This is a genomic window from Pseudomonas sp. NPDC087614 (genome assembly GCF_044743485.1).
GTDB lineage: Bacteria > Pseudomonadota > Gammaproteobacteria > Pseudomonadales > Pseudomonadaceae > Aquipseudomonas > Aquipseudomonas baetica_A.
Genome location: NZ_JBIUWN010000077.1, coordinates 1 through 26,714, shown reverse-complemented (window position 1 = coordinate 26,714; position 26,714 = coordinate 1). Strand labels below are relative to the sequence as shown.

Here is a 26,714-nt window from a genome sequence, read left to right as displayed (position 1 = left end):
CGGGCAATCTGATCGTTTTTGATCGGTCTACCGCTTTCAAAATTGGATGAGGTTGAAGTTGGCCGGAAATACAGGGCTACTTCAGACCATCCTTAGCGTTTTTTCATCAAGATCATTCGTTGCATAATATTCAGTTTTTTTCATGACCAGGCACCCTTGATTCCCAAACTAACAAACCGGAATTTAGACAGCTGCGCACACCGGACTATCGGGCGATGAATGTGTTTGAATATTGGCGATTAAACAACTGATAGAAACCACAGTTATGGAATTTTCAGAGCTGTGCCAGCGGACTCAATACACCTGAATCGGCATACGGGTGCCGGTCGGCCATTTCGCAGGTACAATGCGCGACTAACCGTGACAGCCTGACTAAAAAAACTATGTCCTTGCCCAAGCACCACCTGGAATTGCTCAGCCCTGCCCGCGATGTGGCCATCGCCCGTGAGGCGATCCTGCACGGCGCCGACGCCGTGTACATCGGCGGCCCGAGCTTCGGTGCCCGCCACAACGCCTGCAACGAAGTCAGCGAAATCGCCGAACTGGTGGAATTCGCCCGCAAGTATCATGCGCGCATCTTCACCACCATCAATACGATCCTGCACGACAACGAACTGGAACCAGCACGCAAGCTGATCCATCAGCTATACGACGCCGGCGTCGATGCGCTGATCGTCCAGGATCTGGGCGTGATGGAGCTGGACATTCCGCCGATCGAACTGCACGCCTCGACCCAGACCGATATCCGCACCCTGGAGCGGGCGAAGTTCCTCGATCAGGCCGGTTTCTCGCAACTGGTACTGGCCCGCGAACTGAACCTGCAAGAAATCCGCGCAATCGCCGACGAAACCGACGCTGCGATCGAGTTCTTCATTCATGGCGCGCTGTGCGTGGCATTCTCCGGCCAGTGCAACATTTCCCACGCGCAAACCGGCCGCAGCGCCAACCGTGGCGACTGCTCCCAGGCCTGCCGATTGCCGTACACCCTAAAAGATGAAAAGGGTGGCGTGATTGCCTACGAAAAACACCTGCTGTCGATGAAAGACAACAACCAGAGCGCCAACATCCGGGCCCTGGTTGAAGCCGGCGTGCGTTCGTTCAAGATCGAAGGTCGCTACAAAGACATGGGCTACGTGAAGAACATCACCGCCTATTACCGCCAGCGCCTCGACGACGTGCTCGAAGATCGCCCGGACCTGGCCCGTGCCTCCAGCGGCCGCACCGCGCACTTTTTCCTGCCCGATCCGGAAAAGACTTTCCATCGCGGCAGCACCGATTACTTCGTGACAGATCGCAAGATCGACATTGGCGCGTTTGACTCGCCGACGTTCACCGGTCTGCCGGTGGGCACGGTCGAGAAAGTCGGCAAGCGTGATATGCAGGTCGTGACCCACGAGCCGCTGTCCAACGGTGATGGCTTGAACGTGCTGGTCAAACGGGAAGTGGTCGGTTTCCGCGCCAACATCGCTGAGCCAAAAGGCGAGTTCGAAGAAGACGGCGAGAAGCGCTACCGCTATCGCGTAGAGCCTAACGAGATGCCGGAAGGCCTGTACAAGCTGCGCCCGAGCCATCCGTTGAATCGCAACCTCGATCACAACTGGCAACAGGCGCTGCAAAAGACTTCTTCCGAACGTCGCGTGGCGTTGAGCTGGCTCGCCCGCTTGCGTGAAGAACAGCTTGACCTCACCGCCACCAGCGAAGAAGGCATCAGCGCCAGCGTCACGCTTGACGGCCCGTTCGGCGTTGCCAACAAGCCCGAGCAGGCGCTGGAGCAACTGCGCGATCTGCTCGGCCAACTCGGCACCACGCAGTACCACGCCACCGACATCAAACTCGATGCGCCACAAGCGTTCTTCATCCCCAACTCACAGCTCAAATCCCTGCGCCGTGAAGTGATCGAAGCCCTGACTGCCGCCCGTGTCGCCGCTCACCCACGCGGCAGCCGCAAAGCTGAAACCACCCCGCCGCCGGTGTACCCGGACTCGCACCTGACGTTCCTGGCCAACGTGTACAACCAGAAGGCTCGCGACTTCTACCACCGTCACGGCGTGAAGCTGATCGACGCCGCGTATGAAGCGCATGAAGAGCCTGGCGAGGTGCCGGTGATGATCACCAAGCACTGCCTGCGCTTCTCCTTCAACCTGTGCCCGAAACAGGCCAAAGGCGTGACCGGCGTACGCACCAAAGTCGCGCCGATGCAGTTGATCCACGGCGATGAAGTGCTGACGCTGAAGTTCGACTGCAAACCGTGCGAGATGCACATCATCGGCAAGATGAAGGGCCACATCCTCAACCTGCCGCAACCGGGCAGTGTGGTCGGCCACATCAGCCCCGAAGACCTGATGAAAACCATCCCGCGCGCACCGCACTGAGTGAGGGGCGCGCACGGTGCTCCGGCATCGTGCGCGCCAGCCCTGCTCCGTCGCGGCACAAATCGCAGGCATAAAAAAACGCCAACTTCTTGCGAAGTTGGCGTTTTTCGATATATGGCAGGGGCGGCTGGATTCGAACCAACGCATGGCAGGATCAAAACCTGCTGCCTTACCGCTTGGCGACGCCCCTACAGCTCTTGTCAGCGGCTCCGTGAGGATCACTGCGAGAACGGGGCGCAATTTACCAACATTCTTTTCGTTTGTGAAGTACGAAATGAATTATTTTTTGTTTTAAAACAGCGACTTATTATTTTGCCCGGCTTCGGGCCAGTGATCAGTGGGTTTTTCGCTGTGTATCACACTCTGTATAACCCCTCGCCGCGATACAGCGCCTTTCAACAATGACCTGCTTCGACACAGGCCTGATACGTCCCTGCGCTCAAATGCACTCAAGGTTTGAAGGATTTATAAGGAACCCTTGGCCAGGAGCTTGTACAGGAGACGTCACCATGAAGATGGCACGCCGTTGCTGGCGACCAAGGGTTATCGAGTGTTGATGCCCTAGGCGCGAGCTTATGGCGATACGCAGTTCCTCTCCAAAGACACCCTGCGCAATGGGCAACCAGCGGCGCTGGCAGGGCGAAGTAAAATACGCAGCGCTGGAGCAGAAACTGGCCACCGCACCGTCCGATCAGTGTGCCGACGGTAACGTTGAAGGGCGATGCTAACGCCGCACCGCACCCGGCGCCTGAGAACTACACCAAGCGCTTGACCGGCAAGTATCAGTTCCCTCGGGTTATTTAACGAGGCGTTTTTCTCTTGAGGGGCGATAGCCGAAGTATGAGCTGTAGCATTTGCTGAAATGGCTTGGGGAAACGAAGCCGCAGGCCACCAGCACTTCCACCTGGGAAAGCTCGGTGTGTTGTAGCAAACGCCGCGCTTCGGTGATGCGCAGTTCCAGGTAGTAACGTTGCGGCGTGGTACCGAGTTGCTCCTTGAACAAGCGCTCCAACTGGCGCCGAGATCGCCCGGCATACACCGCCAGTTGTTCCAACTCCAGCGGCTCCTCAAGGTTGGCGTCCATCAACTTCACCACTTCACGCAACGGCGCACTCACGCAGATGTTTTCATCCGGTTTGATCCGCCGGTACCGCGACTCTTCGAACGCCAGAATATCCTCGATGCCTTCGACCAACGCTTTGCCGTGCAAGCCCTTGATCCAATCCAGCGCCATGTGGAAAGCTCCGGACGGACTCGACGCGGTGAGCCGGTCACGATCAATTACATAGGGTTCGCTGCTGACTTGCGTGGCCTTGGCAATCTCGGTGAGCGCCGGACGATGCTCCGGGTGAATCGCGCAGCGATAGCCATCGAGTAATCCGGCGCGCCCGAGAAACCAAGCGCCATTCCACAACCCTGCGAGACTGACGCCCCGCTCCGCCGCCGCGCGCAACAGGCTGATCAATTCATCCGTCGCCTTAAGCTCGGTTCGATAACCACCGCACACCACCAGTAGATCAAGCTCTTGAAGGGCCGCCAAATCAATCCGCACATCCGGGCGAATGACCAAACCCAGATCACTGTTCACCTCACCTTCGCCTAACCCGAACGTGCGGGAAGCAAACAACTCTGCGCGCAACAGATTGGCGGTGATGATGGTATCCAGCGCCTGGGTGAAGGCCGGCAGTGAAAAGTGTTCGAGCAGCAGAAAACCAGTGCGGGTCACGCGGGTGTCAGCTGATTGTTCATTCAAATAGCGGAGGTTTTTCCCCTTCATACCTCCGCTGAATTGGCGTCGTTCGATCAAGGCAGGGTCCTTCGGTCATGTTGTTATCCGCCGATAGTTAGCCTGATGGAACAAAGAGTCAATCACGCCTACGGTTGATGGCTGGTCGAAGACTCGATTCGCGGCCCGAACTGGGCGTTACCGACCCATCGCGACAGTGAGAACGGTCCGATGGCCCAACGCTTTATCGTTTGGCTATCGGATCATCTGCTGTCCGCCTGATCGTTGTTTAAACCACTGTAAAGACACCGGCACCGAGTCTTCCCTCCAAACGGCCAAACAGCAAATAGTGCTGGTAGCCGCTGGAGAAAGCGCCGCTTTGAACGGCTTGCCTGACGTCTTCATTCAATTGAAAGTATTGGGCTTCATCGAAGTTTTCGGCACTGACTTCGCCGGCCCGGCCAAGTTGTTCGCTATCAATCGGCAGTTCGAGAATACTGCGTCGTTGAAAATCGATGATGCGATTAACCGCATGGCTCTCCAACACACCCCGATTGTTATTCATCGAGTAGATATGCATGCCCTTGCTGGCGCATCGATCACACATGTCGGCGCAGTTTTTCTGCGTGGATTTGCGTCGAGTCAGTTCATCAAGGGGCATGTCAAGGTACTTACCCACTTGATATTCGGTCTGATTGAAAATCGAACAACACAGTACCGTATTGCCATTGCAGTCAATTACCAGCCAATCGTCCTTCAGGACACAGATCTGCGGGGGATAGTTTTGGATGACATTCACAAGATCAGCATAAGGCGGCAACGCGAGCCTTTTCAGGGTCTCGAGATCGGTCTCGGTGACAGAGGAATCGCCCTCGACAATCGCCAGGGTCTTCTCCAGCGGCATCATCACGGAATAGCCAGTAGTGAATTTGAAACCCAAGCGCTCACTGAACTCGCGCATCAGCGCTTCTTCTTCCATGTTGTCCAGATAGCGATGATAGTAAACGTCGACCTGGGTGGCTAAACCATATCGCTGTTTAATGTCATGCAAGGCAATCATGTTTTGTTTTACAACTTCAATATCACCACCCACATGACCCTTCTCATAAGTTTCCTGGTAGAAACCCGAGAGCGATATACGGAAGAACCCTGGCTCGGCCATCAAGGCTTTTTCCATGTTCTTGGCCAGATTCAAGTTAGTGCTGACACCGCTGTTCAAGCCCGCCGCGTTAACGATTTCGATAAACTCGCCAATCTTTGGATGAACCAGCGGCTCGGTCCAGTTGTAGAGAAAGATTGAGCGAACACCTTCACGTTTGGCTTTCTCGACGATCTGCCTGAACATGTCGAGTTGCATGGATTTCTTGAAATTGAGGTTTTCCGAGTTACCCATCGGACAGGAAGGGCAGCTTAAATTACAGGCGCCGACGATATCGATGTACATGTTCATTATGGGTGCAGCTCCTGGAGGCGAAAACCATGCACATCACGGCTGCAGGCTTTCAAGTCGCCATTTGTGTAAGTTATTTGACGGCATCGCAGTCGTACAAGCAAAAAGCACACCAGTCACTCACTACGTCATCAACGCCACCACTCAATCGATAAACACTCGCAACTTCAGGGTTACATGCCGGCTGGGCGGATACGCTACATACAGAGGCATCGGCTCAAGTTGCCAATCTTCGAACAGCGGCACTCACTCACCCTCGTGCTACATGGGCGTCGGACATGTACGTGGGCAGCCAGAGGACTCCCATTCCGCGCCGTCCCGACGCGATGTGCCGGCGCGGGCCTGATAAGCAGGCGCGGCAAACACGCCCAGTGGCAAATCCGCGACCTTGCGGGCCATCAGCGACTGATCCAGCAGTTCACCGCCTTGCACCACGCAATCGACGTTTTCATCAATGATATCGACGATGCCAACACTAACGCCCATGTCGAACTGCATATCCGGGCAGCGCGCGTGAAATTCGGGCAATACGGGCATCAGAATCGGACGCGTAGATGGGCTAGGCACATCGACGCGCAGCCGTACCGTGGGTATCGCTGCCGCGCCAGGCAGACACCCCGTGACGCAGCGCGACGTAGTTTTTCCTCCTGAACGCAGAACGCTTTACGAGCGCAATCGCTACTCAGCGGCCATTCGCTCCAACAGCTTTCTCTTTGTCTCGGGACAAGTCGGCAGCACCGAGGACGGCTCACCCGAGCCGGATCTGCAAACCCGGGTGCGCCTGGCCTTCAGCCATTTGAACGCCATCCTCAATGAGTCCGGTTGTACCTTCGGCGACGTGGTGGATGTCACCGTCTTCATCGTCGACCCGCAATCGAAGCCCGAGGCGATCAGGAATGTGGTTCTTTCAGAATTCTGGGGCGACGCGCCACATCCGACCGTGACCGCAGTGGGCGTGACCTGGCTGTATGGTTTCGATTTCGAGATCAAAGTGATTGCCAGATTGCCTGAGTCCAACTGACCTTAAGGCCCGGGAACAAGCTGCTCGCGCCGCGCTCATTTATAAGCGGCGCCTGTCAACACTGGCCTTTGGATCGTCGATTGCGTATAACCTCGCCGTTTCGTCTAACCTGACTTTGCGCCCAGTTACAGGCGCACCGACATTGACGCTTACGAAACGGAGATTCCCATGCTCAAGCGAACCCTGGCATTGACGGCCGGTCTGGCCCTGTCCTTTTCCGCCCTGGTGGCGCACGCCGCCGAGGTGCTGAAGGTCAGCGCCATTCCTGATGAAGCCCCGACCGAGTTGCTGCGCAAATTCGAGCCACTGGGCGCTTATCTGGAAAAACAACTGGGCATGAAGGTGCAGTTCGTGCCGGTAGCCGATTACCCGGCCGTGGTGGAAGCACTGGCGACCGATCGTCTCGACATGGCCTGGCTGGGCGGTTTCACCTTTGTTCAGGCGCGCTTGAAGACCGACGCTACCACCCCAGTGATTCCACTGGTACAGCGCGAACAGGACGCCCAATTCACCAGCAAATTCATCACGGCCGACCCGAACGTCAAGAGCCTGGCCGACCTGAAAGGCAAGACCTTCGCTTTCGGCTCGGTGTCGTCCACGTCCGGCAGCCTGATGCCGCGTTACTTCATGCTGAAAAATGACGGCATCAAGCCGGAAGCATATTTCAGCCGCGTCGCCTACTCCGGTGCCCATGACGCCACCGTCGCCTGGGTGCAGGCCGGCAAGGTCGACGCAGGTGTGTTGAACGCCAGTGTCTGGCAGAAACTAGTGGATGCCGGCAAGGTCGACACCACAAAAGTGAAAGTCTTCGCCACCACCCCGCCCTACTTCGATTACAACTGGACCGTGCGCGGCACACTCGACCCGGCACTGGCGGCGAAGATCAAAAAAGCCTTCCTTGATCTGGACCCGGCCAACCCTGAGCAGAAGAAGATTCTCGATCTGCAGGCGGCCAGCCGCTTCATTGATACCAAGCCTGAGAACTACAAGGGCATCGAGGAAGCCGCCCGCGCTGCCGATCTGCTGAAATGACCTTACGCCTCACCCAAGGTAGCCTGCGTCACGCCAATGGAGTCGACGCGCTTCGCAGCATCGACTTGCAGATTGGCGTCGGCGAACAGGTCGCCATCATCGGCCCGTCCGGCGCCGGCAAATCGAGTTTACTCAACCTGCTGGCCACCGCACTGCGGCCCAGCAGCGGTGAGATCGACGTACTAGGCGAGCGCGCTTGGCAATTGTCTGCGAGGCAACGGCAGCGCCTGCGCGCGCGTATCGGTCTGGTGCACCAGGCTCCGCCTCTGCCGCCACGTCAACGGGTGGTCACGGCGGTGCTGGCGGGCAAACTCGGGCAGTGGAGTCTGGGCAAAAGCTTGTTGAATCTACTCCACCCGCTGGATGTGCCCGGCGCCCGCGCGGCGCTGGCGCGTCTGGATCTGGGCGATAAGCTGTTCGCCCATTGCCAGCAATTGTCGGGTGGCCAATTGCAGCGCGTCGGCATCGCCCGGGTGCTGTATCAGGCGCCGGAGATTCTGTTGGCCGACGAGCCCGTTTCGGCGATGGACCCGGTCATGGCCGGCCACACGCTGTCGATCCTGTCTCGGCATGCCCGCGAGCACAACGTTACACTGGTGGCGAGCCTGCACGCGGTGGATCTGGCGCTCTCGCACTTTCCTCGCATCATCGGTTTGCGAGAGGGGCAGATTCTGTTCGACAGTCCTTGCGATCAAGTCAGCCCCGAGATGCTCGATGCGCTGTACGCCAACGAAAAAATGCAATCGCCAACGGCTGCGGTGGCGCCTTTGACTGTGCAGATTCCACGATGCTGAGCGCTGATTCACGGGATCCCGCGGCATGGCCACGGCTGCTGTTGACCGTGTTGGCGATTGCCTTGTTGTGGCCGGGGATCCAGCTCAGTGAACTGAATCTGGGCGTGCTGCTACCCGACAGCCAGAATGAAATGGGCCGGTTTGTCGCGCAATTCTGGCCACCGGCGCACGACGAAGCGTTTCTCCAGTTACTGCTCAAAGCCACCTTGCAAACCCTGGCCATCGCCACAGCCGGCATGGCGCTGGCGCTGGTATTGGCGATACCGGCCAGCCTGATCGCCAGTCGCGCCCTATCGCTGTCCGCGGCCTCGAGGGGCGGTGTTCCAAGTCGGCTGGGGCGTTTGCTGCGCTGGCCGGTTCGCGGCTTGCTGATCTTTTTGCGCAGCGTGCCGGAAATCGTCTGGGCGCTGCTGTTCGTGCGCGCCGTCGGGTTAGGACCGGCGGCGGGTGTGCTGGCAATCGCCATCACCTACAGCGGCATGCTCGGCAAGGTTTACGCGGAGATTTTCGAGTCCACCAGTCAGCGGCCGGCACACGCGTTGTTGCAGGCTGGCAGTGGCCGACTGGCTGCTTTTGCCTACGGTATTCTGCCCAATGTGGCGGCGGAATTATTGTCGTACACGGTGTATCGATGGGAGTGCGCGATCCGCGCTTCGGTGGTGATGGGCTTTGTTGGTGCCGGAGGGCTCGGCCAGCAAATCGATCTGTCGATCCGCATGTTCGCTGGCGGTGAGGTCGCCAGTATTCTGCTGACCTTCCTGCTGCTGGTGCTCGCAGCCGATCAACTTAGCCGCTTGCTGCGCTGGAGACTGGCATGAATCGCCTGATCAATCTGTTGCTGATCGCGGGTATCGGCGTGGCCGTCATCGCTGCTTTCACTTACCTGAGCCTCGACATCAGCGAACTGGGCAGCGCCACCAGCCTGAAACAAATGGCGGCGTATGTGCAGCGCTTTTTCAGCCCGGATCTGAGTGCGGATTACCTGAAAGCCATTTTCAAAGGCTCGATGGAAACGTTGGCCATGTCAGCTATTGGAACCCTGCTCGCGGCGTTGTTCGGCATCCTCCTCGCCCTGCCCGCTGCCGGGCGTTTCGGCTGGCCGCTGCAAAGCGTTTCGCGCCTGTTGCTCAACGGCCTGCGGGCGATTCCCGAGCTGGTCTGGGCCGCGCTGATGGTGCTCGCCGCCGGCCTGGGCCCAAACGCTGGCACCCTCGCCCTTGCCCTGCACACCACTGGCGTGCTCGGCCGATTGTTCGCCGAAGCCCTGGAAAACACCCCGCCGCAACCCGCCGAAGCGATCCGTTTGCAGGGCGGCAACCCAATCCTCGCCTTCTGCTACGGCACCTTGCCCAACCTCGCGCCGCAACTGCTCGCCTACTGCCTGTATCGCTGGGAGAACAACATCCGCATGGCCAGCGTGCTGGGTTTTGTCGGCGCTGGCGGGCTCGGGCAGATGCTGTATGTAAGCCTGAGCCTGTTTCAGGAAGCGCAGGCCAGTACGGTGATTCTGGCGATGCTGGTGCTGGTGTTTGCGGTGGACTGGTTGAGTGCGTGGAGCCGCCAGCGCTGGGTTAAAGCGTAAGCGGCCCGGCCGGTTCAATTCAGCGAAAGGTTGTGTTGGGTGGCCGCGTCGACGTTGATATGACTGAAACGCCCATGGTGATCGAACAGCAAGAAATCGGGCCCGAAACAGCGTAATTGCGCACCGTGTAAAGGCCATTGCAACGTGGCGCAGAGTTGGTCGCTGCCGCGATGAATGAAATGCCACCGCATCTCGTGATCGTTGATCAGGTAACGAGTCAGCATCCATTGGCCATGCAGATACACATCCAGCCCATCGATTTTTTGCGCATCCAGCCCCGGTAACCGGTAGCCTTTGCGCCCGCCGATCCACTCCACCACCAGAACAGGATCTTCATTGTCACCCAGTTTGAGTGTTGCGCCGAGTACCCGACCATCGGTGTCGAGCAACCGGAAACTGCCCACTGGCAAGGCCGGCATCAAATCCCGACTGATCAGTCGACGCTCGGGCAAGCGGTAGTGCCACAGATACAAGCCCTGGTCCGGGTGAGTCAGCCACAGCAGTTCGTTTTGCGCATCATCTTTCATGCCGCAGACCTGACCCGGCAAATCGCTGACATGCCACAGGGTTTCGAAGCCATGATCGACATCCACCACCCGCACCTGCCGACCTCGTCCGACGGTCCAGGTCAAACCGTCGAATGACCGGGCGAACACGTCAAACCGCTGCACGCCCAGATCTGTCGCACTGCGCGTGACCAGATCGAGCTTGCTGATACGCCAGACATCATCGCGTCGGGCCAGCACCAGTACGACCTGCCGGTCATGGGCCAGCACTATGTCGTGTGCCGGCACCGGGAAATGGCACAGGCTCTGACCTTGCGCATCGATTACCATCGCCCCCGCCTCACCCAACGCGAGCAAATAACGCCCCTGCTCCAGCGGCACCGCATCGAGAATCTTGCGGTTGCCCATGAACGGGGCTGTCCATTCAAGTGGCTCACCCACTTGCGACAACGAGACCCTCGCGGCGAGGGTCGGTAACGCCCCCGGCAGGTCGGCCTGCAACAGTTTGTCCTTGCTCATGCTGACCAGTGCCTGCAATTGCAGATGCGTCAAGCGACAATGGCCGTCGATCTGGTCGGCCAGCACCGCGTGCACGATGGCACCGGCCAGCCAGGCCAGCGCACTCACGTGCGTCTTGTGCTGCAACAAAATCTCGGCCAATGCCGCGCGCTCGGCGTGACGCGCCGGATCATCGCGCAGTTGCTCGACCCACTCGGCGTAAGCCTGCAAGGTATCGGGCAACAGCACCGCCCGTTTCACCAATGCGCCCAACGCTAGCTTCCCCCCCGCCGCTTCAGCATCCAGCAGCCACTGGGCAGCACGTTGGCGCTCTGCGGTCAGCGGCCAGATCACCTCGACGGCTTGCAGCCAGAGGCCCTTGCGGGTCAGCGATTCGGCCCATTCCAGACGCAAACGGTCGGCGCTGTCCGGCCACTTGCCTTGCAGCAATGTCACGGCGGCTGCAAACGCGTCGTCACGCCGGGCGACCAGCAAGGCGCGCTGCCAGTTATCGGCCAGACATAGCAGGCGCACGATCATCGCAGACGGCATATCCCAGGCCAGCGCGAGGTCGGCGGCTTGTTGCAGCCGTCCGTGCTTCTCCAGATAGTCGAGCGACTCCTGACGCACCTTGAGCAGCTCGGCGAGCACGAACACCGCTTCCTCAATGCGGCCCTCGCGATCCAGACGCTCAAAGGTCTGCCGGTAGATCTGCCGCAGATGCGCTTCCATGTCGTGTTCGAACCTGATCGAGCGCGTGGGTCCACGGCCGTGGTCGATCATCAGATCCTCACGGCGCTGCGGTGTACCGAACGATTGCTCGCCGCTGCTCTGCTCGCTGCCCAATGGAATAGCGTGACGCAGCGCCTCTTCGAAATCGCCGTCCTCGAACATCTCGAGCATGCGCCGCATGTAGGCGGCCTGACGTTTGCCATACAGAGCCGACAGACGCGAATTTTCAGTCAGGCGCGTCACCCAGCGCCGCCAGCGCGACGGCTTGGCTTTGACCGGTGTGGCGCGGGCGTCGATGCCGGGCTCGGCGACACGGGGAGCCGAAGGCAGCACTGGCGCCGGTCGGCGCAACAGGTGGCGCAGCCCGGCCAATATCAGAGTCAGGGCAATCCCGCCGATCAACGTCCCGACCACGATGGCGCTGATTTGCACCGAGACCGGCGACGCTGTTTTCGCCGGCAAGCCTTGCAGTCCGGGATTTTGTCCCTGCGACCCCATCCAGAAAACCGCTATCAGAATCACCAGGGTCACAACGAGCTTCAGCCACGGCAAAGGCGTGTCAGCCGATTGCGTCCACCCCGTTTCTTTCGCCGTGACGGCTTGATAGGCCGGCTCCTTCGCCGCGATTTGCTGACGTTCCAGCAACGCTTTCATGACCTGAGCCTGCTCGGGGCTGACCGGACGCAACGCGTCGCCAAGAATTTCCCGGACATCGGTGACCACGGTCACGGGCTCAAGCACTGGCTCCGGCAGCACGTTGCGACAGTCATAGGTGTCGAGCAAGGTGAGGCCACTGATGTCAAGCCAGTCACCCGGTGCCAGGGCCACGGCATCGCGCAAATGCAGGGCACTGACGTGACTGCCGCGCACCAGCCAAAGGTCGGCAGCCGGCAGGTTGCGCATTTCCTGCGGATCGAGCAGCGCCGAACACAGTGCGGTGCCTTGACGAGTCAGCGGCCAACCGGTCAACGCCTCGCATTGCACGGCGATGGGCTGGCGAAAGCGCAACAGATCACCGTCGGCGAAACGGTAGGCCCGGGCCTCGGTTTGCCAGTGTTCGAGGAGCAGTCGGGCGCGTTCGCTTTCGTCGAAACGATCGGCGGAAAACCACAGGCCCTCGATGTGTTGGTGCCCGGTCAAGAGCGGACGGCGGATCAATGCCGCGTCATGTCCAGTCATCGGTGCCTTCCTTCTTGTACGGCTGATCGTTGCAGAACGTTTGCAGGCGCATCAGGCGCTGCGGCACCGAATACACCAGCAACTCGCGGGTGCTGGTCAGCACGGCGAGCACGCCACTCATGGGGCAAAAACTTGATTTGGCGATGGTATCGGTAGTGGTGAATAACACGCGTTGCTCGCCTTCGTAATGAATGGCTACGGCCTGCCGACCGAGCAACAGCAGGGAATAGGGCTCATTGTCCTGTTTCAGCAGGCCGATACCTTTCCAGCCGGGTGCCAGGTCAATTCTTTGCGTTTCGAAAGCAGAGCCGTCGGCCGATACCACGCGCCAGCTCTCGCACTCGTCGTTTTTCAATGTCAGCAACGCACAGCTATCGAGATACCTGCGCCGCCCGCCGACAAACAGCACCTGACTGATGTGCTCGGCCAAACCCACGTCAACTGCAGCCGAGACCTCGCCGTCAGGGTCAACCGTGTGTGCGTGCAAGCGATTACCTTCGCGGCGCACAAAAGTCGCCGTGCTGCCGAACGTCTTGGCCAGACCCAAGACATTATTCGTCAGGTGATGAGTATGCCGGGGCAAGGGCTTGGCCGGTGAGCGCCCGGTCTCCAGCACCCAGAACGCCAGATGCCCCTGGGTATCGAGCAAGAACAATCGGCCGCTCGAGTGATTGCGCAATCCGGCCACCGGCAGGAATGTGGCAGTGCCGGGCGGCAGTTTCAGTTCTTCGGGGCATGGCTTGTCGACCGATTTAAGGCCCGGCATGTTCCAGAACGACAATTTCCATGCGTCACTCAGAACGGCACCCAAAGCTCTGCCAAAGAACGTCGGAGCCAACGGTGTTTTTCCGACAGCCCACAGATTGCGGCGTATCTCGATCGGCTTCTTCTGGTTCTGTGCCGGCAACTTGATCACCACCATGCCCGGTTCATCGAGCATCTTCATGGCGACATGGGTACCCGCGCTGGAAATCACTGGCGGTAAGGTCAGCGACACACGCGGAACGCACCCCTTGGCGGCAGGCGCAGTCGCGACCACTTCGCCTTCGAACTGGCCTTTGAGCAACTGCAAGGCCAGGCGCTCATCGGGAACCGGCAAAGTCACGCGCCGGGAGCCCGCCGCTTGCAGCGCCACCGACAGACTGCGTCCGTCGAGGCTGCGCGATACCTGGACGCGATGGGTGCAGGACAAGCCCTCGGTCGCGGACAAGCGCTGGCCCACCAGCCAGCACTCGCCGACGGGCTCCGGTTGCGCATTCAATCCGTCACGCCAGGCCTGCCAGTGCCCGGTGTCAACGGTTTTGAAGGTACGGGCGCTGAGCAAGCATTTGAGCTGTGCTGCACTGTCGAGCGCATGCAGTTCCGGTGCCTGCTGCAAAATGCCCCAGCGCAGCTCGGCGCCAGCGTCTTTGGCACGACGTGCAAGCAGGATCAGCAAGGCCATGTGAACCAGACGCGCGGCGCCCAGTTGCAGCGGCCCGGCATCGAACAGCACAACCATCAAGCGGCTGGCCTGATGCGAGCGATATTGCGGCGCGAGAAACAGATGCTCACCCACCACGGCCCGGCGCAGAAACTCGTCGGGCACTTCATCGGCCAGCAACCATTCACTCGACAACAACCGCTCATAAGGGCCACGACGTTGCAGATCGGCCAAGCCGTCGGGCTCGGGCACCCCGCCCTGCTGTTGGCCGCGCAGCGGACCCAGCACCGGATCCAGACGCCCGAACAGGTCAGCAAACAGGGGTAGTTGTTCTGGGGCAAACCATTGCAGCCAGTCGCGCCAGGGGTGCAGCGATTCCGGTAATTGCATCAGCGGCCCGCCCAATAAGCATCAATGCGCTGCAAATGCTGCGCAGTCACTGGCAACAAACGATCCAGCGGCACCACGGCGGCTGGCTCGCGCCAGAGCAGCAGCGGCGCCCGCGCGAATCTATTGGACAGCGCAAGCCCCAGCAGGTCTGTCGGCCGGTCGGGCTCCCAACTGGTTGGCAGCCACAGCCCCGGTGCACGGTCGTCCATCGCCGCATATGCCACGCCGTCGACCCACGGCAGATCCGTTGCGACACCGGTCACCACCAACACGTCACGATTGGCCGTGGCTTGCAGGCGCCCGGCCTGTTCCTCGGGGATCGACAGCAACCGTGCGTGCAAGCGCCGCGCGACGTCGCCCCACGCCACGGCGGCCTGGGGTCTGACCGGCGTGCGCCGTGACTGCCAGGCCCAACTCATCGGTTTGATCGTCATGCCGCAGACGTCAGCAGACGCGCCACCTGACCGCGCACATCCTGCAACGACGACGGAATGGTCTGTTCGTTGAAATTGGCGTCGATTTCGCGCAGCAGGCCTTCGAGCAAGGCACTCGCCGGTGGCTCGTTGCGCGCCAGATAATCCTCGCCGGTTTCCAGCAAGCGACTGAGCCGCGACATCGGCTGCAAGGTGGCTTCTTCCACAGCGCTAAACAAATGACTGTTATTGGACTGGGCGAAGATCTCGCGCAGTACTTCGCGACCATGCTGCTGGGTTTCCTTGGTCGGCAGCACATACAGCAACGGCCACAGATCCGCTTCGCTGGCCTCAAGTCGCCCACCGAGCAATGCCGCGGCGGCGATCAGGCGCTGGGATTTGACGATGCGTCGATCCGACAACTGAATACCGGCCTCGCGCAGTCGGCGAATGGCCTGGGCCAGTGCCGGACGAACAGCCGTCATGACGACGTTTTTCAAAGCCTGGCCGAGCGTGTCCAGTTGGCTCAGGCCCAGCAGTTGCTGAACCGGCCGCTGCTCGGATTGCCAACCGCCGGCGAGCATCGCTTCAAGCTGATTGTCCGGCACCGACTCGACAAACAGGTGCAGCAGGAATCGGTCACCAAAGGCTGCCAGCGCTTCATCATCCGGCAGACCATTGGAGGCGCCGACACACACTCGCAACGGGCACTGAATCTGCGTGTGACCTCGACGAAAACGGCGTTCGTTGAGCACGCCAAGCAAGGTATTGAGGATCGCCGTCGAGCCGAGGAAAACCTCGTCGAGAAAGACGATATCGGCTTCCGGGAGCATACCGCTGACATCCGTTTCTACCGTGCCTTCACGGAGCTTTTTCAGGTCGACCGCGCCAAACAGCTCCGACGGCTCGGTGAAGCGCCCCAGCAGGTATTCGAAATAACGCCCACCCATCGATTGCGCCACCCGCCGCACCACCGCGCTTTTCGCGGTGCCCGGTGGGCCGATGACCAGAATATGCTCCTGCGCCACAGCGGCCAGAACAATCAGCTCCGCCAACTGTTCACGCCCTACAAGGCCTTCGGTGGCGACCCGAACGGCCTGACGGATTTGCGCGGCAGCGCTCTGCAATGAAGCATTCATGGGCGTCGTCCCTGAAAAATGGATTCTTGAATCGATGGCGATCGGCAGCTATCGGCCGCCAACAAGCGATCTTTAATCGAATCCACAGACCAGAGTGCGACAAGCAGTCCACCCCACAGCGGCGACATCACCAAGGAGGAGCGCAAGGCCGTCTTCGCGTCCTCCCTCGGCACGGTGTTCGAGTGCTACGACTTTTACCTCTACGGCGCCGGCGTTCAAGAAGATGAAGGCCGAAGGCAAGGCGCCGAAACCGCCGCTGCCCGAATCGTTCACGCGCTGGAGCAACCCAAAGTGGTGATCAAGGCGTTGCTCGGCGGTACAGCACGATTGCGGCGTGGCTGGTCGAACTGTTCCCGACCCGCATCCGCTACACCTCGATGTCGCTGCCCTATCACATCGGCAACGCTTGGTTCAGCGGCTGCCTGCCAACGGTGGCGTTCGCCATGGTCGCGGCCACGGGCGATATCTATTGCGGGTTGTGGTATCCGAGCGTGATTGCGGTCAGGACCGCAATACTTGGCACATTCTTTCTGCCGCAACCCAAGGATCGCGACAGACTTAAAGACTGAGCCTGGCGCTCCGCCCTCCTGAACGGAGGGTGGGGCACAGGCCTCAGCGCAGCAACCAGCGTGACAACAGCCGAGCACTTAACGGCAACATCCAGTAAACCATGTTGAAAGAGATCAACCCGGCCACCGCGACTTTGAACAGCCACCCTGGCCAATGTAAATCCGCCAGTTCCAGCAACGTCGCCAAGCCCCAGGGCATGCTCACCGTTAGCGGCAATACCACCAGCCATGACAACACCCATTGTTTCCAGCGAGCGCCCGAATGGCTGCTCATGGTCGCTGGCGCCTGAGTACCGCCCGCTGATAAACCCGATCGCGCGCCAGCGTCATCGGATCACTACTGAGGTTGATACCGTCTGGCAAACGCGCCGGACTGAACGCCAGACGTTGCTGAGCGAGTTGCTGTGTCTCGGCTGGTTCCAGTGCAGCAAGACTGAAAATCCCCAGTTCAACTTCCTTATTCTGACGCGACCACGGGATTGAGCCATCTTCGACTGCGTCTCTCGACGCTGCCAGTTGCAGCACCAATCGCATCTTCAACGAGCCCTCGCTCAGTCGCGCGCTGATTTCCTCCTGCAAGTAATCAGCGGACATCGTGGCCGCCTGGGTGTCATTCAGCAATGGCTGCTTGAGTAGGGGTTCGATGCGGTAACGGCCAATTAGCTCATCGCCCTGACGATTGCTGAACACCAGTGCGTTGACACCGAAGTATTCGAGCCCCACATAGCTGCGCGGTGGCAGTTTGGGCGTTTCCAGAAAATGCTGCGCCCGTGGATGGTTCGCCAAAAAGGTTTGAAGTGGCTGGGGATCCGGCGGTGTTGCGACATTGGCGGCAATGCCTTGCAGAAATCTCAGGAAGTCTTCTGGCGTGGCGACCGGGAAGCCGTCGAACGAGTGCGTCACGATATCGGTGGCCTCGCCGCTCGGTAGGGTAAAACGCACTGCCAACCCTCTCGGGCTGGCCATCGGATCCCCGTCAGCGGTAGCCGGTACACCACTGAAGTTGGAGAACCTAAGCACCACTGGCACCGTTTGCCCTTGCAGGTGGGCAGCTCGACTGATTGAGCCGGCGACGCGCGAAGCCTTGAATGTGCCATTGAGCAATAGGCCTTTGGCATGGGTGGCCCTGAATCCGGGGTGACGGCCGAACGTAGCATTGAGCGCATCGAGCAAAGCGTCGTACAACCGCTCTTGGGGCATAGCGTTATCCCTTGTTTCATTGGCGAACAGGGCCGAGGACGTTGTCAGCGTCCCGGCCAACACTGCCCCAACCAGTAAGTGTTGCAATCGTATGGCGCTCATCCCTGACGCAGACCGGGATTGAGTGCGATGTGTTTGTACTCAATGAAATCATCCATGGCCGCCACACCATTGAGACGACCCTGCCCCGACTGTTTGAAACCGCCCTCCTCGAACTCATCGAACACCATGGCCCAATCGTTGACCCAGACAGTGCCGACCTCCAATTCGCGTGCTACTCGCAGCGAGCGATCGACATCGCGGGTCCAAACGCTGGCGGCCAGGCCGAACTCGCTGTTGTTGGCCATTTCGACCGCCTCGACCTCACTGTCAAAAACCTGCAAGGTCAGCACCGGTCCAAACGTTTCACGCTGGACGATGGCCATTTCGGGATCGCTGACACGCAACAGCGTCGGTCGATAAAATGCACCCTTGGCGAGCGGCCCATCGGTGATCGGGCCGCCGCGCACGATCACTTGCGCACCGGCGTCAATCGCCTCCTCGACCACTTGGTTGACGCGTTGCACGTTAGGCTTGTCGATCAACGGCCCCATTTCGCTGGTCGGATCCGCCGCAGGCCCCACACGCACCGCCTTAAGGCGTGCAGCCAGACGTTCAATCAGCTCGGCGGCGATATCACGCTGGACCAATAACCGCGAACCCGTCATACAGAACTGCCCGGCGAACACCGTCAGGGCTTTGAGCAACACCGGTACGGCCACATCGAGATCGGCATCGTTAAACACCAACATCGGCGTCTTGCCACCCAACTCCAGACCGAAGCGTTTGAGGTGTTGCGCACCCGCTGCCGAGATCGCGCGGCCCGTGCTGGTACTGCCGGTAAAACTGATCACCGGCACCTTGGGTGATTCAACCAGATGGATCGAACCCGCCGCTCCCAGTTCGCTGAACAAATTGATGACACCGCGAGGCAATGACCGCGCCTCACTCATGATCCGCGCGAGCAGCGCGTTGGTTTGAGCGGTCTGCCCCGGCATCTTGATTACCGTGGTGCAACCTGCGGCCAGCGCCGGGGCCAACGATCGAATCATCAATACCACCGGCGAATTCCACGGCACGATGATGCCCGCGACACCCACGGCCTGACGCAGCACCAAGGAAATCCTGCCGGGCTTCGGCTCCGCTGAACGTCCGTACTCAGCACGCACCATTGCAGCGTAATAGCGCAATTTAGGCGGCACCATGCGCACTTCGAATTCGGCTTCTGGACGAATCTTGCCGTTTTCCAGCGCCAACGTGTCTATCAGCTCTTCGGCATTGCGTTCAAAACCATCCGCCAGCTCCAACAGTACCGTGGCGCGCAGAGTGCGATCATCTTTCCAAGATGTTTGTGCAAACGAACGCAACGCTGCCTCAATGCCCTGCTGTGCCTCATAGGCACCGCCCTCGGCATATCGCCCGATACGCTCATACGTCGCGGGGTTAATGGAATCTTTGTAAACGCCTGAATCGAGCCACAGGCCATCAATCCAGTTCAAAACAGGTGTGTTGTTCATGGAAGTCGAGTCCTGAAAATTAGGCGTAAAGCGCGGCGATTTTTTCCGCAACGGCGATCACGGTGATGTTGGTTGCAACTGATGGAACATCGGGAAAGATCGATGCGTCGACCACGCGAAGCCCTTGCAAGCCAATGACCTGCGCCTGCAAATCGACCACCGCATGTGAATCACCGGGCCTGCCCATCGGCGCGGTTGAGGTCGGGTGGTGATAGGTGTCCAGGCTCGCCCGGACACTCGCCAACAGCGCTTCGTCCGACTCAGTGCTCGGCCCCGGATTAAGCTCCGAGTGAATAAACGCGTTCAACGGTGCAGTGGCGCCAATCTTGCGGGCCAAGCGAATACCCTCAAGCAGGCGTTGGCGATCCTCAGGGTCGGCGAGAAAATTCAGGTCGATGCTAGGCGCCACGAGCGGATCACGGCTCGCCAGCGTTACGCTGCCTCGCGATTGCGGGCGGGTCAGTGCGACGGCGAGCACAAAGCCCACATGGGTCGGACTCTGATCGTGAGGAAATAGGTGCGTGGCGGTGATGTGCAGATCGAGTTCATCCTTTTCGGCTCGGCGGCTGCTGGTCCAGAGCTTGGCGCCGATGACCGGTGATTGTCGACCGATCAAATCCGCACGGGCTGCATAGGCGTTGTAATAGAAAGGGTGATCTATCAAACGCTGACCCACCGGAAGATCCGCTACCAGCGGAATCTGCAACGCGGCCAGATCGGCGGCAGGACCAACACCGGAGCGCAGCAGAATCGCCGCACTGCCATAACTACCCGCGCAAAGGATCACTTCACTGGCCAACAGTTGCGCGCCATCGCTCATTTGTACACCTATGGCACGTCGACCCTCAAACAGTACTTTATCGACCAGACTGTCCGCCTGGATCTGCAGGTTACTGCGGGCTCGCACCTGTTCAGTGAGGTAGGCCATGCCGGTATTGATACGCACGCCGTCGACGATATTCATCGGGTACGGGCCGACGCCGTTCGCATCCGCGCCGTCAAAGTCATCGATGATCTTGTAGCCATAGGCGAACGTCGCCTGAATGAACGCTCGCTGCATTGGCGTGACGTCCAGATTGCTCAGTTGTTTAACCGGCAGCGGCCCCTCATGACCATGCAAAGCGCTGCCTCCACGACTGTGGCTCTCGAGTTTTTTGAATGCGGGCAACATGTCGTCATAACTCCACCCAGGTAGATCCCAGCGCGCGAAATCACTGGGGCGAGCACGAATCGCTACCGCGCCATTGATGGCAGAGCAGCCCCCCAAGACCTTGCCACGCAAAGCGCCGATGGGATGATCGATGTAACCGGGCTGGGTTTTGTAGCCCCATTCGAGCTCCGAACTGCTACTGGCCCCAACAATGTCGCTGCTGGTAACAACGTCGGGATAGTCGTTCGGCACAAAGCTTTTCCCGGCCTCAAGCAACAACACCTGACGCTGATTGCTCTCGCTCAATCGGCGAGCCAGCACTGCACCGGCCGAGCCCCCACCGACGATAATTACGTTCTTCATGCGTTTCTTCCCTGTCAGGCGCTAGAGATTGCGTCTGTTGGGGAAAGCATATGTAAGCCTTCAAAAGCTCATAAGCAGGCAAAAAGTGAATCCACGTTTCGTCAATTGCGAACGATTCAATCAGACTGACTTGCATGGGCTGCCAGCATTTGCTCCCACGCTGGCGGGTTGCCGATCTGCTCGCAGAGAAAGCCAGCCAGCGCCAGCAGCTTGGGCGATGCGCGCAATGAACGTCGGTACACCATGGAGATATTTCCTGCGCGTGGTGCATAGGTCGCCAGCACCTCTTGCAACTCGCCGGCCACAATCGCTTGAGCAGCCAGAAACGTCGGCAGGATCGCTAGCCCCATGCCTGCCTTGGCGGCTTCCATTAACTGATGTGCATTGTTGGTGCGCATGCGACAGCGCACGCGAAATGACTCCAGCGTGTTATTCACCGGCAACATCCACATGCCGTGGGGCTCACGGTTCACATAGAGCATGGCGAAATGACGGGACAGCTCCTGTGGGGTTTGTGGAATGCCATGCGTGGCTAGGTAGTCTGAGCTTGCGCAGATGATATGGCGGTTTGGCGTGATGGTTTTCGCCACCAGCGAAGAGTCCGGCAACTCGCCAATGCGGATAGCGGCATCGTAGCGTTCTTCGTGCAAATTGACGTGACGATCATCGAACTCGACGTCCAGCTGCAAATCGGGGTAGCGCACCGCGAAAGCAGACAGAATCGGCGTCAGATAACGAATGCTGAATGCCATCGGAGCGGCCAGTCGCAAACTGCCACGCAGGCTCGACTGCGAGGACAATACCGCGCCCTCCGCGTCGTCGACATCGGCCAGAATGCGCACGCAATAACGATAAAACACATCGCCAGTTTCGGTCAGTCGCGCGCGTCGTCCGCGCTCAAGCAGAATACTGCCCAAACGCATTTCCAGTTGCTGAAGGCGTTGGCTGACCATCGACTTGGCAATGCCCAAGCGTCGCGCGGCTTCGGAAATACTGCCGGTGTCGACCACCGTGACAAAAGAATGCATCTCACAGAGTTTGTTCAAGTTCAGATCCAGAGAAAACCGCAGCGCGGGCGAGCTGTTGACGTCGTCGATACCACTTGCCGACCTTACACATGCGGTCATCGAGCGGCTGCAATCTAATGTCCGCGCAGCTCGCGGCACCAGATACAAAAAACTGACTGGTGTTTCCCATACAAGGGACGATCAGACTTGTATAGTTGGTGCCTTCTGTCTCAATGGATGTCGACCGTGCTGGATCTCAATGACCTTCAGTACTTCGTTATGGTGGTGGATCACCGAGGCTTCGCGCCCACCGCACGTGCGCTGGGTATTCCGAAATCCAACCTAAGCCGACGGATCGCTCTACTTGAAGAACGGCTCGGCGTGCGCTTGATCATTCGTAACACCCGCCATTTTTCGGTCACCGAGCTGGGGCAAATCTACTATGCTCATTGCCGAGCAATGCTCAAGGAAGCTGAATCGGCGGAAGCTGCGATAGCGATGACCCACGCAGAGCCTGGCGGGGTCCTGCGGGTCACCTGCCCCACGGTGCTACTAGAGGAATGTGTCGGCGCAATCATCTCGCGCTTCATGGTCAAGCACCCGCGTGTGGAGGTGCATCTGGAAGCCAGTGATCGTCAGGTCGATGTGGTTGCCGAAGGCGTCGATCTGGCGTTGAGGGTCCGTCCCCTGCCCTTTCAAGATTCCAATCTGGTCAGCCGCGTCATGTCCCAACGCCCCCAATGTCTGGTAGCCAGCCCGAAGCTTTTGAGCCGCTTGGGTACACCCGACCGGCCAGAAGATCTGGCGCGTTTGCCCAGTGTTCATCACGGCAGTCCACAACGCGATTACAGCTGGACGCTGTTCCATGCTGACGGCTCGGAGTTCACCCACGCGCACCGACCGCTGCTCATTACCAAAGGCCTGCTGATGTTGCGTTGCGCGGCTATCGACAGTGTTGGTGTCGCGCAGATGCCAATGTCACTGGTACACGATTACATCGAGCGCGGGGATCTGGTCGTGGTTTTGCAGGATTGGGCACCCAGAACAGAAATGATTCATGCCGTATTTGCTTCAAGACAAGGCATGCTGCCGTCAACACGGCTACTGCTCGATTTCATACTTGAGCAATTTCGTCTACTGGATGACCCGATGCGAGGCATGAAAAAGATACCGCTTGCTTAATGGCTGGCTTCTGCTGCAAAACCTCGAGTGCAGACAAGCCGAGCAACGTTGCAAACAAGGTGCTTGGGCGCATGATGATATTCATCCCGACAGGGTCTGGTTAAAACAGATTTAGCCGTTGGAAAGGTGCAAAGTTTCTGCAACGTCGATTCAGCGATTTAAAGAAATATCGAACGCTAGCCTCAAACCGCCCCTCCAACGATTACACCCATGGAGGTCTGCGATATGAACAGCAATGACGACAAAACCATGAATGCCCAGCCCACCGACGCTTCCGGGAAACCGGTGAATGTGGTCGAACGGGATCTTGAAGACAAGGACAGTGACACCCAGGCCGTGGATGAGGTGATCACACCGACTTCGACCCGGGTCAAAGAGCAGGACGCGGAGACGTTAAAGCGCAAAACCGATGAGATTGAACGCAAGGTAGCGGACGGGAATTGATTTTTTCGCCGTATCAGGTGGATCTACCTCACCATCCTGGCCCCTCTCCGAGCATGAGCGCAGGGATCTGTGCGCTCATGCTCGCCCTTCTGCATCGCGGGTCTTCGACCTGTTGAGTTGAGTGATTACCGTGATTAAACCACGCTATGCCAAAGGCTCCGGCCAAGCGCCAGCGCACCTGGCATCGATCAACGCTGCAGACTCACAAACCGGCGACCTGGTTTTTGCCGGCGCTGTTGCCGGCCAGCGCCACGTTTCCTTCGCTTCGCATGCAGAGTTGCTGGCCATACTCAACGCCCTCATCCTCGAGCGGGTACCTTTTGCGGTCGGCGGCATGTGCCCGGGGCCGGCGGATGAAGTCGGCTTGCTGATCGCCAATAAAGAACTGGCCGGCCCTTACCTCGAGCTGTCCTGGACTGGCCCGCAGCAATGGCTTGTGCGCCAGATCGGATACACCTCAAGCGAATGGCAACAAGTCCCTGACGCGTGTGAAATCGCCAATATTTCATTTAGTGAAGAAACTCTCATCAGAAACATACTGGCCCGCCATTCGGAAACGGACACCCGTTGAACATTTCGAGAAAAGCAGCTCGGCACCACTATGGCCCAAAGCGTTACACCGCCACATTCGCGCGAGGTCTCGACACTGTCCGCTTATTGTTGGGCCCGCGAGCCCGACTCCAGCGTCGAAACTGATACCCCCGATACAGCCGCAAAGCATCAGTGTCATAGCGGTATTGAGTTCAGATGCCCGGCAGAAGCGGTCTTTCACGCAGGCATCAGCTCAAGAAATGCGGAATTTTTTTGTGGCGTAAGCGACAAACACGCTACGGTGTCCCTCTGTTCTCAGCCAACAATCGACGAGACCAATGTCATGAGCAAAACGCCCTACGTTCCGCCCCTGGTCTGGAAAAACGAAGCGCCATCCGGCGGACAGTTCGCCAGCATCAACCGCCCGACTGCCGGCCCGACGCATGAAAAGACGTTGCCGGTGGGCAAGCATCCGTTGCAGCTCTACTCGCTCGCCACGCCCAACGGCGTGAAGGTAACGATTCTGCTGGAGGAACTACTGGCGTTGGGGCATACCGCTGCCGAATATGACGCATGGCTGATCCGCATTAGCGAAGGCGATCAGTTCTCCAGCGGTTTTGTCGAGATCAATCCGAACTCGAAAATTCCTGCCCTGCTCGATCGCAGTGTCGAGCCGCCGATTCGGGTGTTCGAGTCGGGCGCGATCCTGCTCTACCTCGCAGAAAAATTCGGCGCCTTGCTGCCCAAAGATCCGGCAGGACGCACCGAGACGCTCAACTGGCTGTTCTGGCAGATGGGCGCAGCGCCTTATCTGGGTGGAGGATTCGGGCATTTCTATGCCTATGCGCCGGAGAAAATGGAGTACCCGATCAACCGCTTTACCATGGAAGCCAAGCGGCAACTGGATGTACTGGATCGGCGTCTTGCCCAAAGTCCTTACCTGGCCGGCGACAGCTACACCATCGCCGACATCGCGGTCTGGCCGTGGTACGGGCAACTGGTGCGCAACAATGTCTACTCGGCGGCGCAGTTTCTGGCCGCTCACGAATACACTCATGTGCAGCGCTGGGCAGAGGACATCGCCAAGCGGCCAGCGGTCATTCGTGGGCAGCGCGTCAATCGGACATGGGGCGATGAAGCGAGCCAGGTGCCCGAGCGACATCAGGCTGGCGATTTGAATTAAGCCACCGGAGCAACACTGCTCTGGTTAATGGCGGCCGATCAAAAACTCATTTGATCGGCCGCCCACGCAAACATTTACTCGCATCTTTCATGAGTGGCATTTGCGGGTGCCCATATGGCATCACGCAGAACGCAGAAGGTGCCAGTGTCCAACCCCCACCCGGTGCGCCTGGGAGACATCAAACCCATGCTGGACATCATTGCAATATTTCTCTGCATCACCGCGACCCTCGCCTACCTCAATCGTCGTTATGTGGGGCTGCCCCCGGCTATCGGCGTGATGGGCATTGCTTTGGGCCTCTCGCTATTGAACATGGCCTCTGATGCGCTGGGCTTTCACACGTTGCACACCATCGAACAATCATTGATCGAGTCCATCGACTTTTCCGAGTTACTGATGCAAGGCATGTTGTCCTTGCTGTTATTTGCAGGTGCATTGCATGTCAATTTGTCGGAACTGCGCTCCTACAAATGGCAAATTGCATGCCTGGCCGTCGCTGGTACAACCCTATCGACGCTGATCATCGGTTTTGGGCTCTGGGAACTGCTGTCCCTGACCAACCTTGAGTTACCCCTTGCATACTGCCTGGTGTTCGGCGCGCTGATTTCGCCAACCGACCCGATTGCGGTCATGGGCATCCTGGAATCAGCAGGTGCCCCCCGCAGTGTTGAGGTGGTGATTTCGGGTGAGTCGCTCTTTAACGATGGCGTCAGCGTTGTGCTGTTTTCGCTGATACTGGCAATGATTGCGAGCGGTGAAACGCCCTCTTTCAGCGGTGCGTCGCTGGTTTTGCTGAGGGAAGCGGGTGGCGGCGCGCTTTTAGGAGCTGCAGTCGGGTACATCACGTACCGAATGCTCAAGAGTATCGACAGCTATCAGGAAGAGGTTCTCATCACGCTGGCCGCTGTGCTCGGCGGCTATGCCCTCGCCACGTCTTTGCATGTTTCGGGGCCATTGGCGATGGTGGTGATGGGATTGATCGTGGGGAACCAGGGACGCACCTACGCGATGTCTGAAAAAACCGAAAAAAACGTGGATATGTTTTGGGAGCTGATTGATGAAATTCTGAACGCGTTGCTGTTTGTACTCATTGGCCTGGAAGTTGTTCTGATTCAGTTCTCCAATCCTCTGATTGTCACGGGACTGATGGTGATCATGCTGACTTTATTCTCGCGGCTGTCTCGTCCTGAATAAGGTTTACACCTTCTGGCTTCTTATCAGGAGGGTGCAATGGATACGGGCGCAAAACGTAGTCAGCGCGATTACACGCTG

22 protein-coding genes, 1 tRNA gene and 4 pseudogenes are annotated in these 26,714 nt (G+C 58.9%); 14 read left to right on the top strand and 13 right to left on the bottom strand.

The window, feature by feature from the left end; genetic code table 11:
• Positions 1–383 precede the first annotated feature (383 nt).
• On the top strand, positions 384–2,372 hold the full coding sequence (locus ACIOWA_RS22795) for a U32 family peptidase (protein WP_339466021.1): 1,989 nt from the start codon (positions 384–386) through the stop codon (positions 2,370–2,372).
• A gap of 115 nt (positions 2,373–2,487) precedes the next feature.
• Here the strand turns inward: ACIOWA_RS22795 and ACIOWA_RS22790 are convergent.
• Positions 2,488–2,562: transfer RNA gene (locus ACIOWA_RS22790), tRNA-Gln, on the bottom strand.
• A gap of 445 nt (positions 2,563–3,007) precedes the next feature.
• Here ACIOWA_RS22790 and ACIOWA_RS22785 point away from each other — a divergent pair.
• Positions 3,008–3,161 (top strand): annotated as a pseudogene (locus ACIOWA_RS22785) (alpha/beta hydrolase); the annotation flags it as partial.
• A gap of 7 nt (positions 3,162–3,168) precedes the next feature.
• Here the strand turns inward: ACIOWA_RS22785 and ACIOWA_RS22780 are convergent.
• Positions 3,169–4,179 carry a GlxA family transcriptional regulator gene (locus tag ACIOWA_RS22780; RefSeq protein WP_339433029.1) on the bottom strand — a complete coding sequence of 337 codons (1,011 nt, stop codon included), beginning with the start codon at positions 4,177–4,179 and terminating at the stop codon, positions 3,169–3,171.
• 81 nt (positions 4,180–4,260) lie between these two features.
• On the opposite strand from ACIOWA_RS22780, the pseudogene ACIOWA_RS22775 reads away from it, so the two are divergent.
• Positions 4,261–4,368: pseudogene (locus tag ACIOWA_RS22775) on the top strand (LysR family transcriptional regulator); the annotation flags it as partial.
• 19 nt (positions 4,369–4,387) lie between these two features.
• Here the strand turns inward: ACIOWA_RS22775 and ACIOWA_RS22770 are convergent.
• Together ACIOWA_RS22770 and ACIOWA_RS22765 are read right to left on the bottom strand one after the other, a co-directional pair.
• Positions 4,388–5,548, bottom strand: coding sequence for a radical SAM protein (locus tag ACIOWA_RS22770; protein WP_339433028.1), 1,161 nt, complete (start codon positions 5,546–5,548; stop codon positions 4,388–4,390).
• 144 nt (positions 5,549–5,692) lie between these two features.
• A pseudogene (locus tag ACIOWA_RS22765) lies at positions 5,693–6,160 on the bottom strand (LysR substrate-binding domain-containing protein); the annotation flags it as partial.
• Between the two features lie 7 nt (positions 6,161–6,167).
• Here ACIOWA_RS22765 and ACIOWA_RS22760 point away from each other — a divergent pair.
• The 5 genes from ACIOWA_RS22760 to phnE all read left to right on the top strand — a co-directional run bounded on the left by ACIOWA_RS22760 (position 6,168) and on the right by phnE (position 9,977).
• Positions 6,168–6,569, top strand: a complete 402-nt coding sequence (locus tag ACIOWA_RS22760; protein ID WP_401162047.1) for a RidA family protein — start codon at positions 6,168–6,170, stop codon at positions 6,567–6,569.
• Positions 6,570–6,737: 168 nt separating this feature from the next.
• The gene (locus tag ACIOWA_RS22755; protein WP_339466026.1) at positions 6,738–7,601 is read left to right on the top strand and encodes a putative selenate ABC transporter substrate-binding protein; all 864 of its coding nucleotides are present in this window, start codon (positions 6,738–6,740) and stop codon (positions 7,599–7,601) included.
• Positions 7,598–8,395, top strand: coding sequence for an ATP-binding cassette domain-containing protein (locus tag ACIOWA_RS22750; RefSeq protein ID WP_339496033.1), 798 nt, complete (start codon positions 7,598–7,600; stop codon positions 8,393–8,395). The genes ACIOWA_RS22755 and ACIOWA_RS22750 overlap by 4 nt, the downstream gene beginning before the upstream one ends.
• Positions 8,389–9,213: a PhnE/PtxC family ABC transporter permease gene (locus ACIOWA_RS22745; RefSeq protein ID WP_401162044.1), complete on the top strand. Its 825-nt coding sequence runs from the start codon at positions 8,389–8,391 to the stop codon at positions 9,211–9,213. Before ACIOWA_RS22750 ends, ACIOWA_RS22745 begins: the two co-directional genes overlap by 7 nt.
• Positions 9,210–9,977: a phosphonate ABC transporter, permease protein PhnE gene (gene phnE, locus ACIOWA_RS22740; protein WP_339466028.1), complete on the top strand. Its 768-nt coding sequence runs from the start codon at positions 9,210–9,212 to the stop codon at positions 9,975–9,977. The genes ACIOWA_RS22745 and phnE overlap by 4 nt, the downstream gene beginning before the upstream one ends.
• A gap of 14 nt (positions 9,978–9,991) precedes the next feature.
• On the opposite strand, the gene ACIOWA_RS22735 is transcribed toward phnE, so the two are convergent.
• Genes ACIOWA_RS22735 through ACIOWA_RS22720 form a run of 4 tightly spaced genes read right to left on the bottom strand, consistent with a single transcriptional unit; the run spans position 9,992 to position 16,257 of the window.
• Positions 9,992–12,892, bottom strand: coding sequence for a bpX6 domain-containing protein (locus tag ACIOWA_RS22735; RefSeq protein ID WP_401162042.1), 2,901 nt, complete (start codon positions 12,890–12,892; stop codon positions 9,992–9,994).
• Positions 12,879–14,705: a hypothetical protein gene (locus ACIOWA_RS22730; protein WP_401162040.1), complete on the bottom strand. Its 1,827-nt coding sequence runs from the start codon at positions 14,703–14,705 to the stop codon at positions 12,879–12,881. The genes ACIOWA_RS22735 and ACIOWA_RS22730 overlap by 14 nt, the downstream gene beginning before the upstream one ends.
• Positions 14,705–15,139 carry a hypothetical protein gene (locus tag ACIOWA_RS22725; protein ID WP_339466030.1) on the bottom strand — a complete coding sequence of 145 codons (435 nt, stop codon included), beginning with the start codon at positions 15,137–15,139 and terminating at the stop codon, positions 14,705–14,707. The genes ACIOWA_RS22730 and ACIOWA_RS22725 overlap by 1 nt, the downstream gene beginning before the upstream one ends.
• Complete coding sequence (locus ACIOWA_RS22720; RefSeq protein ID WP_339466032.1) at positions 15,136–16,257, bottom strand: AAA family ATPase; 1,122 nt, start codon at positions 16,255–16,257, stop codon at positions 15,136–15,138. Before ACIOWA_RS22720 ends, ACIOWA_RS22725 begins: the two co-directional genes overlap by 4 nt.
• Before the next feature lie 317 nt (positions 16,258–16,574).
• Here ACIOWA_RS22720 and ACIOWA_RS22715 point away from each other — a divergent pair.
• Positions 16,575–16,826 (top strand): annotated as a pseudogene (locus ACIOWA_RS22715) (MFS transporter); the annotation flags it as partial.
• A gap of 43 nt (positions 16,827–16,869) precedes the next feature.
• Here the strand turns inward: ACIOWA_RS22715 and ACIOWA_RS22710 are convergent.
• The 5 genes from ACIOWA_RS22710 to ACIOWA_RS22690 form a co-directional block, all read right to left on the bottom strand.
• The gene (locus ACIOWA_RS22710) at positions 16,870–17,100 is read right to left on the bottom strand and encodes a hypothetical protein (RefSeq protein WP_339433020.1); all 231 of its coding nucleotides are present in this window, start codon (positions 17,098–17,100) and stop codon (positions 16,870–16,872) included.
• On the bottom strand, positions 17,097–18,026 hold the full coding sequence (locus tag ACIOWA_RS22705) for a catalase family peroxidase (protein ID WP_339433019.1): 930 nt from the start codon (positions 18,024–18,026) through the stop codon (positions 17,097–17,099). Before ACIOWA_RS22705 ends, ACIOWA_RS22710 begins: the two co-directional genes overlap by 4 nt.
• Before the next feature lie 98 nt (positions 18,027–18,124).
• Entirely contained in the window at positions 18,125–19,582 is a 1,458-nt protein-coding gene (locus ACIOWA_RS22700; RefSeq protein ID WP_339433018.1) for an aldehyde dehydrogenase family protein, read from the bottom strand.
• A gap of 19 nt (positions 19,583–19,601) precedes the next feature.
• Positions 19,602–21,095 carry a GMC oxidoreductase gene (locus ACIOWA_RS22695; protein WP_339433017.1) on the bottom strand — a complete coding sequence of 498 codons (1,494 nt, stop codon included), beginning with the start codon at positions 21,093–21,095 and terminating at the stop codon, positions 19,602–19,604.
• 116 nt (positions 21,096–21,211) lie between these two features.
• The gene (locus ACIOWA_RS22690; protein ID WP_401162037.1) at positions 21,212–22,141 is read right to left on the bottom strand and encodes a LysR substrate-binding domain-containing protein; all 930 of its coding nucleotides are present in this window, start codon (positions 22,139–22,141) and stop codon (positions 21,212–21,214) included.
• 198 nt (positions 22,142–22,339) lie between these two features.
• On the opposite strand from ACIOWA_RS22690, the gene ACIOWA_RS22685 reads away from it, so the two are divergent.
• The 5 genes from ACIOWA_RS22685 (at position 22,340) to ACIOWA_RS22665 (ending at position 26,636) form a co-directional block, all read left to right on the top strand.
• Positions 22,340–23,284 carry a LysR substrate-binding domain-containing protein gene (locus ACIOWA_RS22685; protein WP_401137122.1) on the top strand — a complete coding sequence of 315 codons (945 nt, stop codon included), beginning with the start codon at positions 22,340–22,342 and terminating at the stop codon, positions 23,282–23,284.
• Positions 23,285–23,509: 225 nt separating this feature from the next.
• Positions 23,510–23,728, top strand: coding sequence for a hypothetical protein (locus ACIOWA_RS22680; RefSeq protein ID WP_401162035.1), 219 nt, complete (start codon positions 23,510–23,512; stop codon positions 23,726–23,728).
• A gap of 121 nt (positions 23,729–23,849) precedes the next feature.
• Positions 23,850–24,299, top strand: coding sequence for a hypothetical protein (locus ACIOWA_RS22675; RefSeq protein WP_401162033.1), 450 nt, complete (start codon positions 23,850–23,852; stop codon positions 24,297–24,299).
• Positions 24,300–24,602: 303 nt separating this feature from the next.
• Entirely contained in the window at positions 24,603–25,442 is an 840-nt protein-coding gene (yghU, locus tag ACIOWA_RS22670; RefSeq protein WP_339433012.1) for a glutathione-dependent disulfide-bond oxidoreductase, read from the top strand.
• 186 nt (positions 25,443–25,628) lie between these two features.
• Entirely contained in the window at positions 25,629–26,636 is a 1,008-nt protein-coding gene (locus tag ACIOWA_RS22665; protein ID WP_401162031.1) for a cation:proton antiporter, read from the top strand.
• The last annotated feature ends 78 nt before the right edge of the window (positions 26,637–26,714 follow it).

Coding starts and splice junctions, on each gene's coding strand:
- ACIOWA_RS22705 (WP_339433019.1), bottom strand. CDS start 18,026: ATGCCCCAAGAGCGGTTGTACGACGCTTTGCTCGATGCGCTCAATGCT.
- ACIOWA_RS22750 (WP_339496033.1), top strand. CDS start 7,598: ATGACCTTACGCCTCACCCAAGGTAGCCTGCGTCACGCCAATGGAGTC.
- ACIOWA_RS22700 (WP_339433018.1), bottom strand. CDS start 19,582: ATGAACAACACACCTGTTTTGAACTGGATTGATGGCCTGTGGCTCGAT.
- ACIOWA_RS22680 (WP_401162035.1), top strand. CDS start 23,510: ATGAACAGCAATGACGACAAAACCATGAATGCCCAGCCCACCGACGCT.
- ACIOWA_RS22770 (WP_339433028.1), bottom strand. CDS start 5,548: ATGAACATGTACATCGATATCGTCGGCGCCTGTAATTTAAGCTGCCCT.
- ACIOWA_RS22725 (WP_339466030.1), bottom strand. CDS start 15,139: ATGACGATCAAACCGATGAGTTGGGCCTGGCAGTCACGGCGCACGCCG.
- ACIOWA_RS22665 (WP_401162031.1), top strand. CDS start 25,629: ATGCTGGACATCATTGCAATATTTCTCTGCATCACCGCGACCCTCGCC.
- ACIOWA_RS22720 (WP_339466032.1), bottom strand. CDS start 16,257: ATGAATGCTTCATTGCAGAGCGCTGCCGCGCAAATCCGTCAGGCCGTT.
- ACIOWA_RS22745 (WP_401162044.1), top strand. CDS start 8,389: ATGCTGAGCGCTGATTCACGGGATCCCGCGGCATGGCCACGGCTGCTG.
- phnE (WP_339466028.1), top strand. CDS start 9,210: ATGAATCGCCTGATCAATCTGTTGCTGATCGCGGGTATCGGCGTGGCC.
- ACIOWA_RS22730 (WP_401162040.1), bottom strand. CDS start 14,705: ATGCAATTACCGGAATCGCTGCACCCCTGGCGCGACTGGCTGCAATGG.
- ACIOWA_RS22735 (WP_401162042.1), bottom strand. CDS start 12,892: ATGACTGGACATGACGCGGCATTGATCCGCCGTCCGCTCTTGACCGGG.
- ACIOWA_RS22695 (WP_339433017.1), bottom strand. CDS start 21,095: ATGAAGAACGTAATTATCGTCGGTGGGGGCTCGGCCGGTGCAGTGCTG.
- yghU (WP_339433012.1), top strand. CDS start 24,603: ATGAGCAAAACGCCCTACGTTCCGCCCCTGGTCTGGAAAAACGAAGCG.
- ACIOWA_RS22685 (WP_401137122.1), top strand. CDS start 22,340: ATGTCGACCGTGCTGGATCTCAATGACCTTCAGTACTTCGTTATGGTG.
- ACIOWA_RS22755 (WP_339466026.1), top strand. CDS start 6,738: ATGCTCAAGCGAACCCTGGCATTGACGGCCGGTCTGGCCCTGTCCTTT.
- ACIOWA_RS22710 (WP_339433020.1), bottom strand. CDS start 17,100: ATGAGCAGCCATTCGGGCGCTCGCTGGAAACAATGGGTGTTGTCATGG.
- ACIOWA_RS22795 (WP_339466021.1), top strand. CDS start 384: ATGTCCTTGCCCAAGCACCACCTGGAATTGCTCAGCCCTGCCCGCGAT.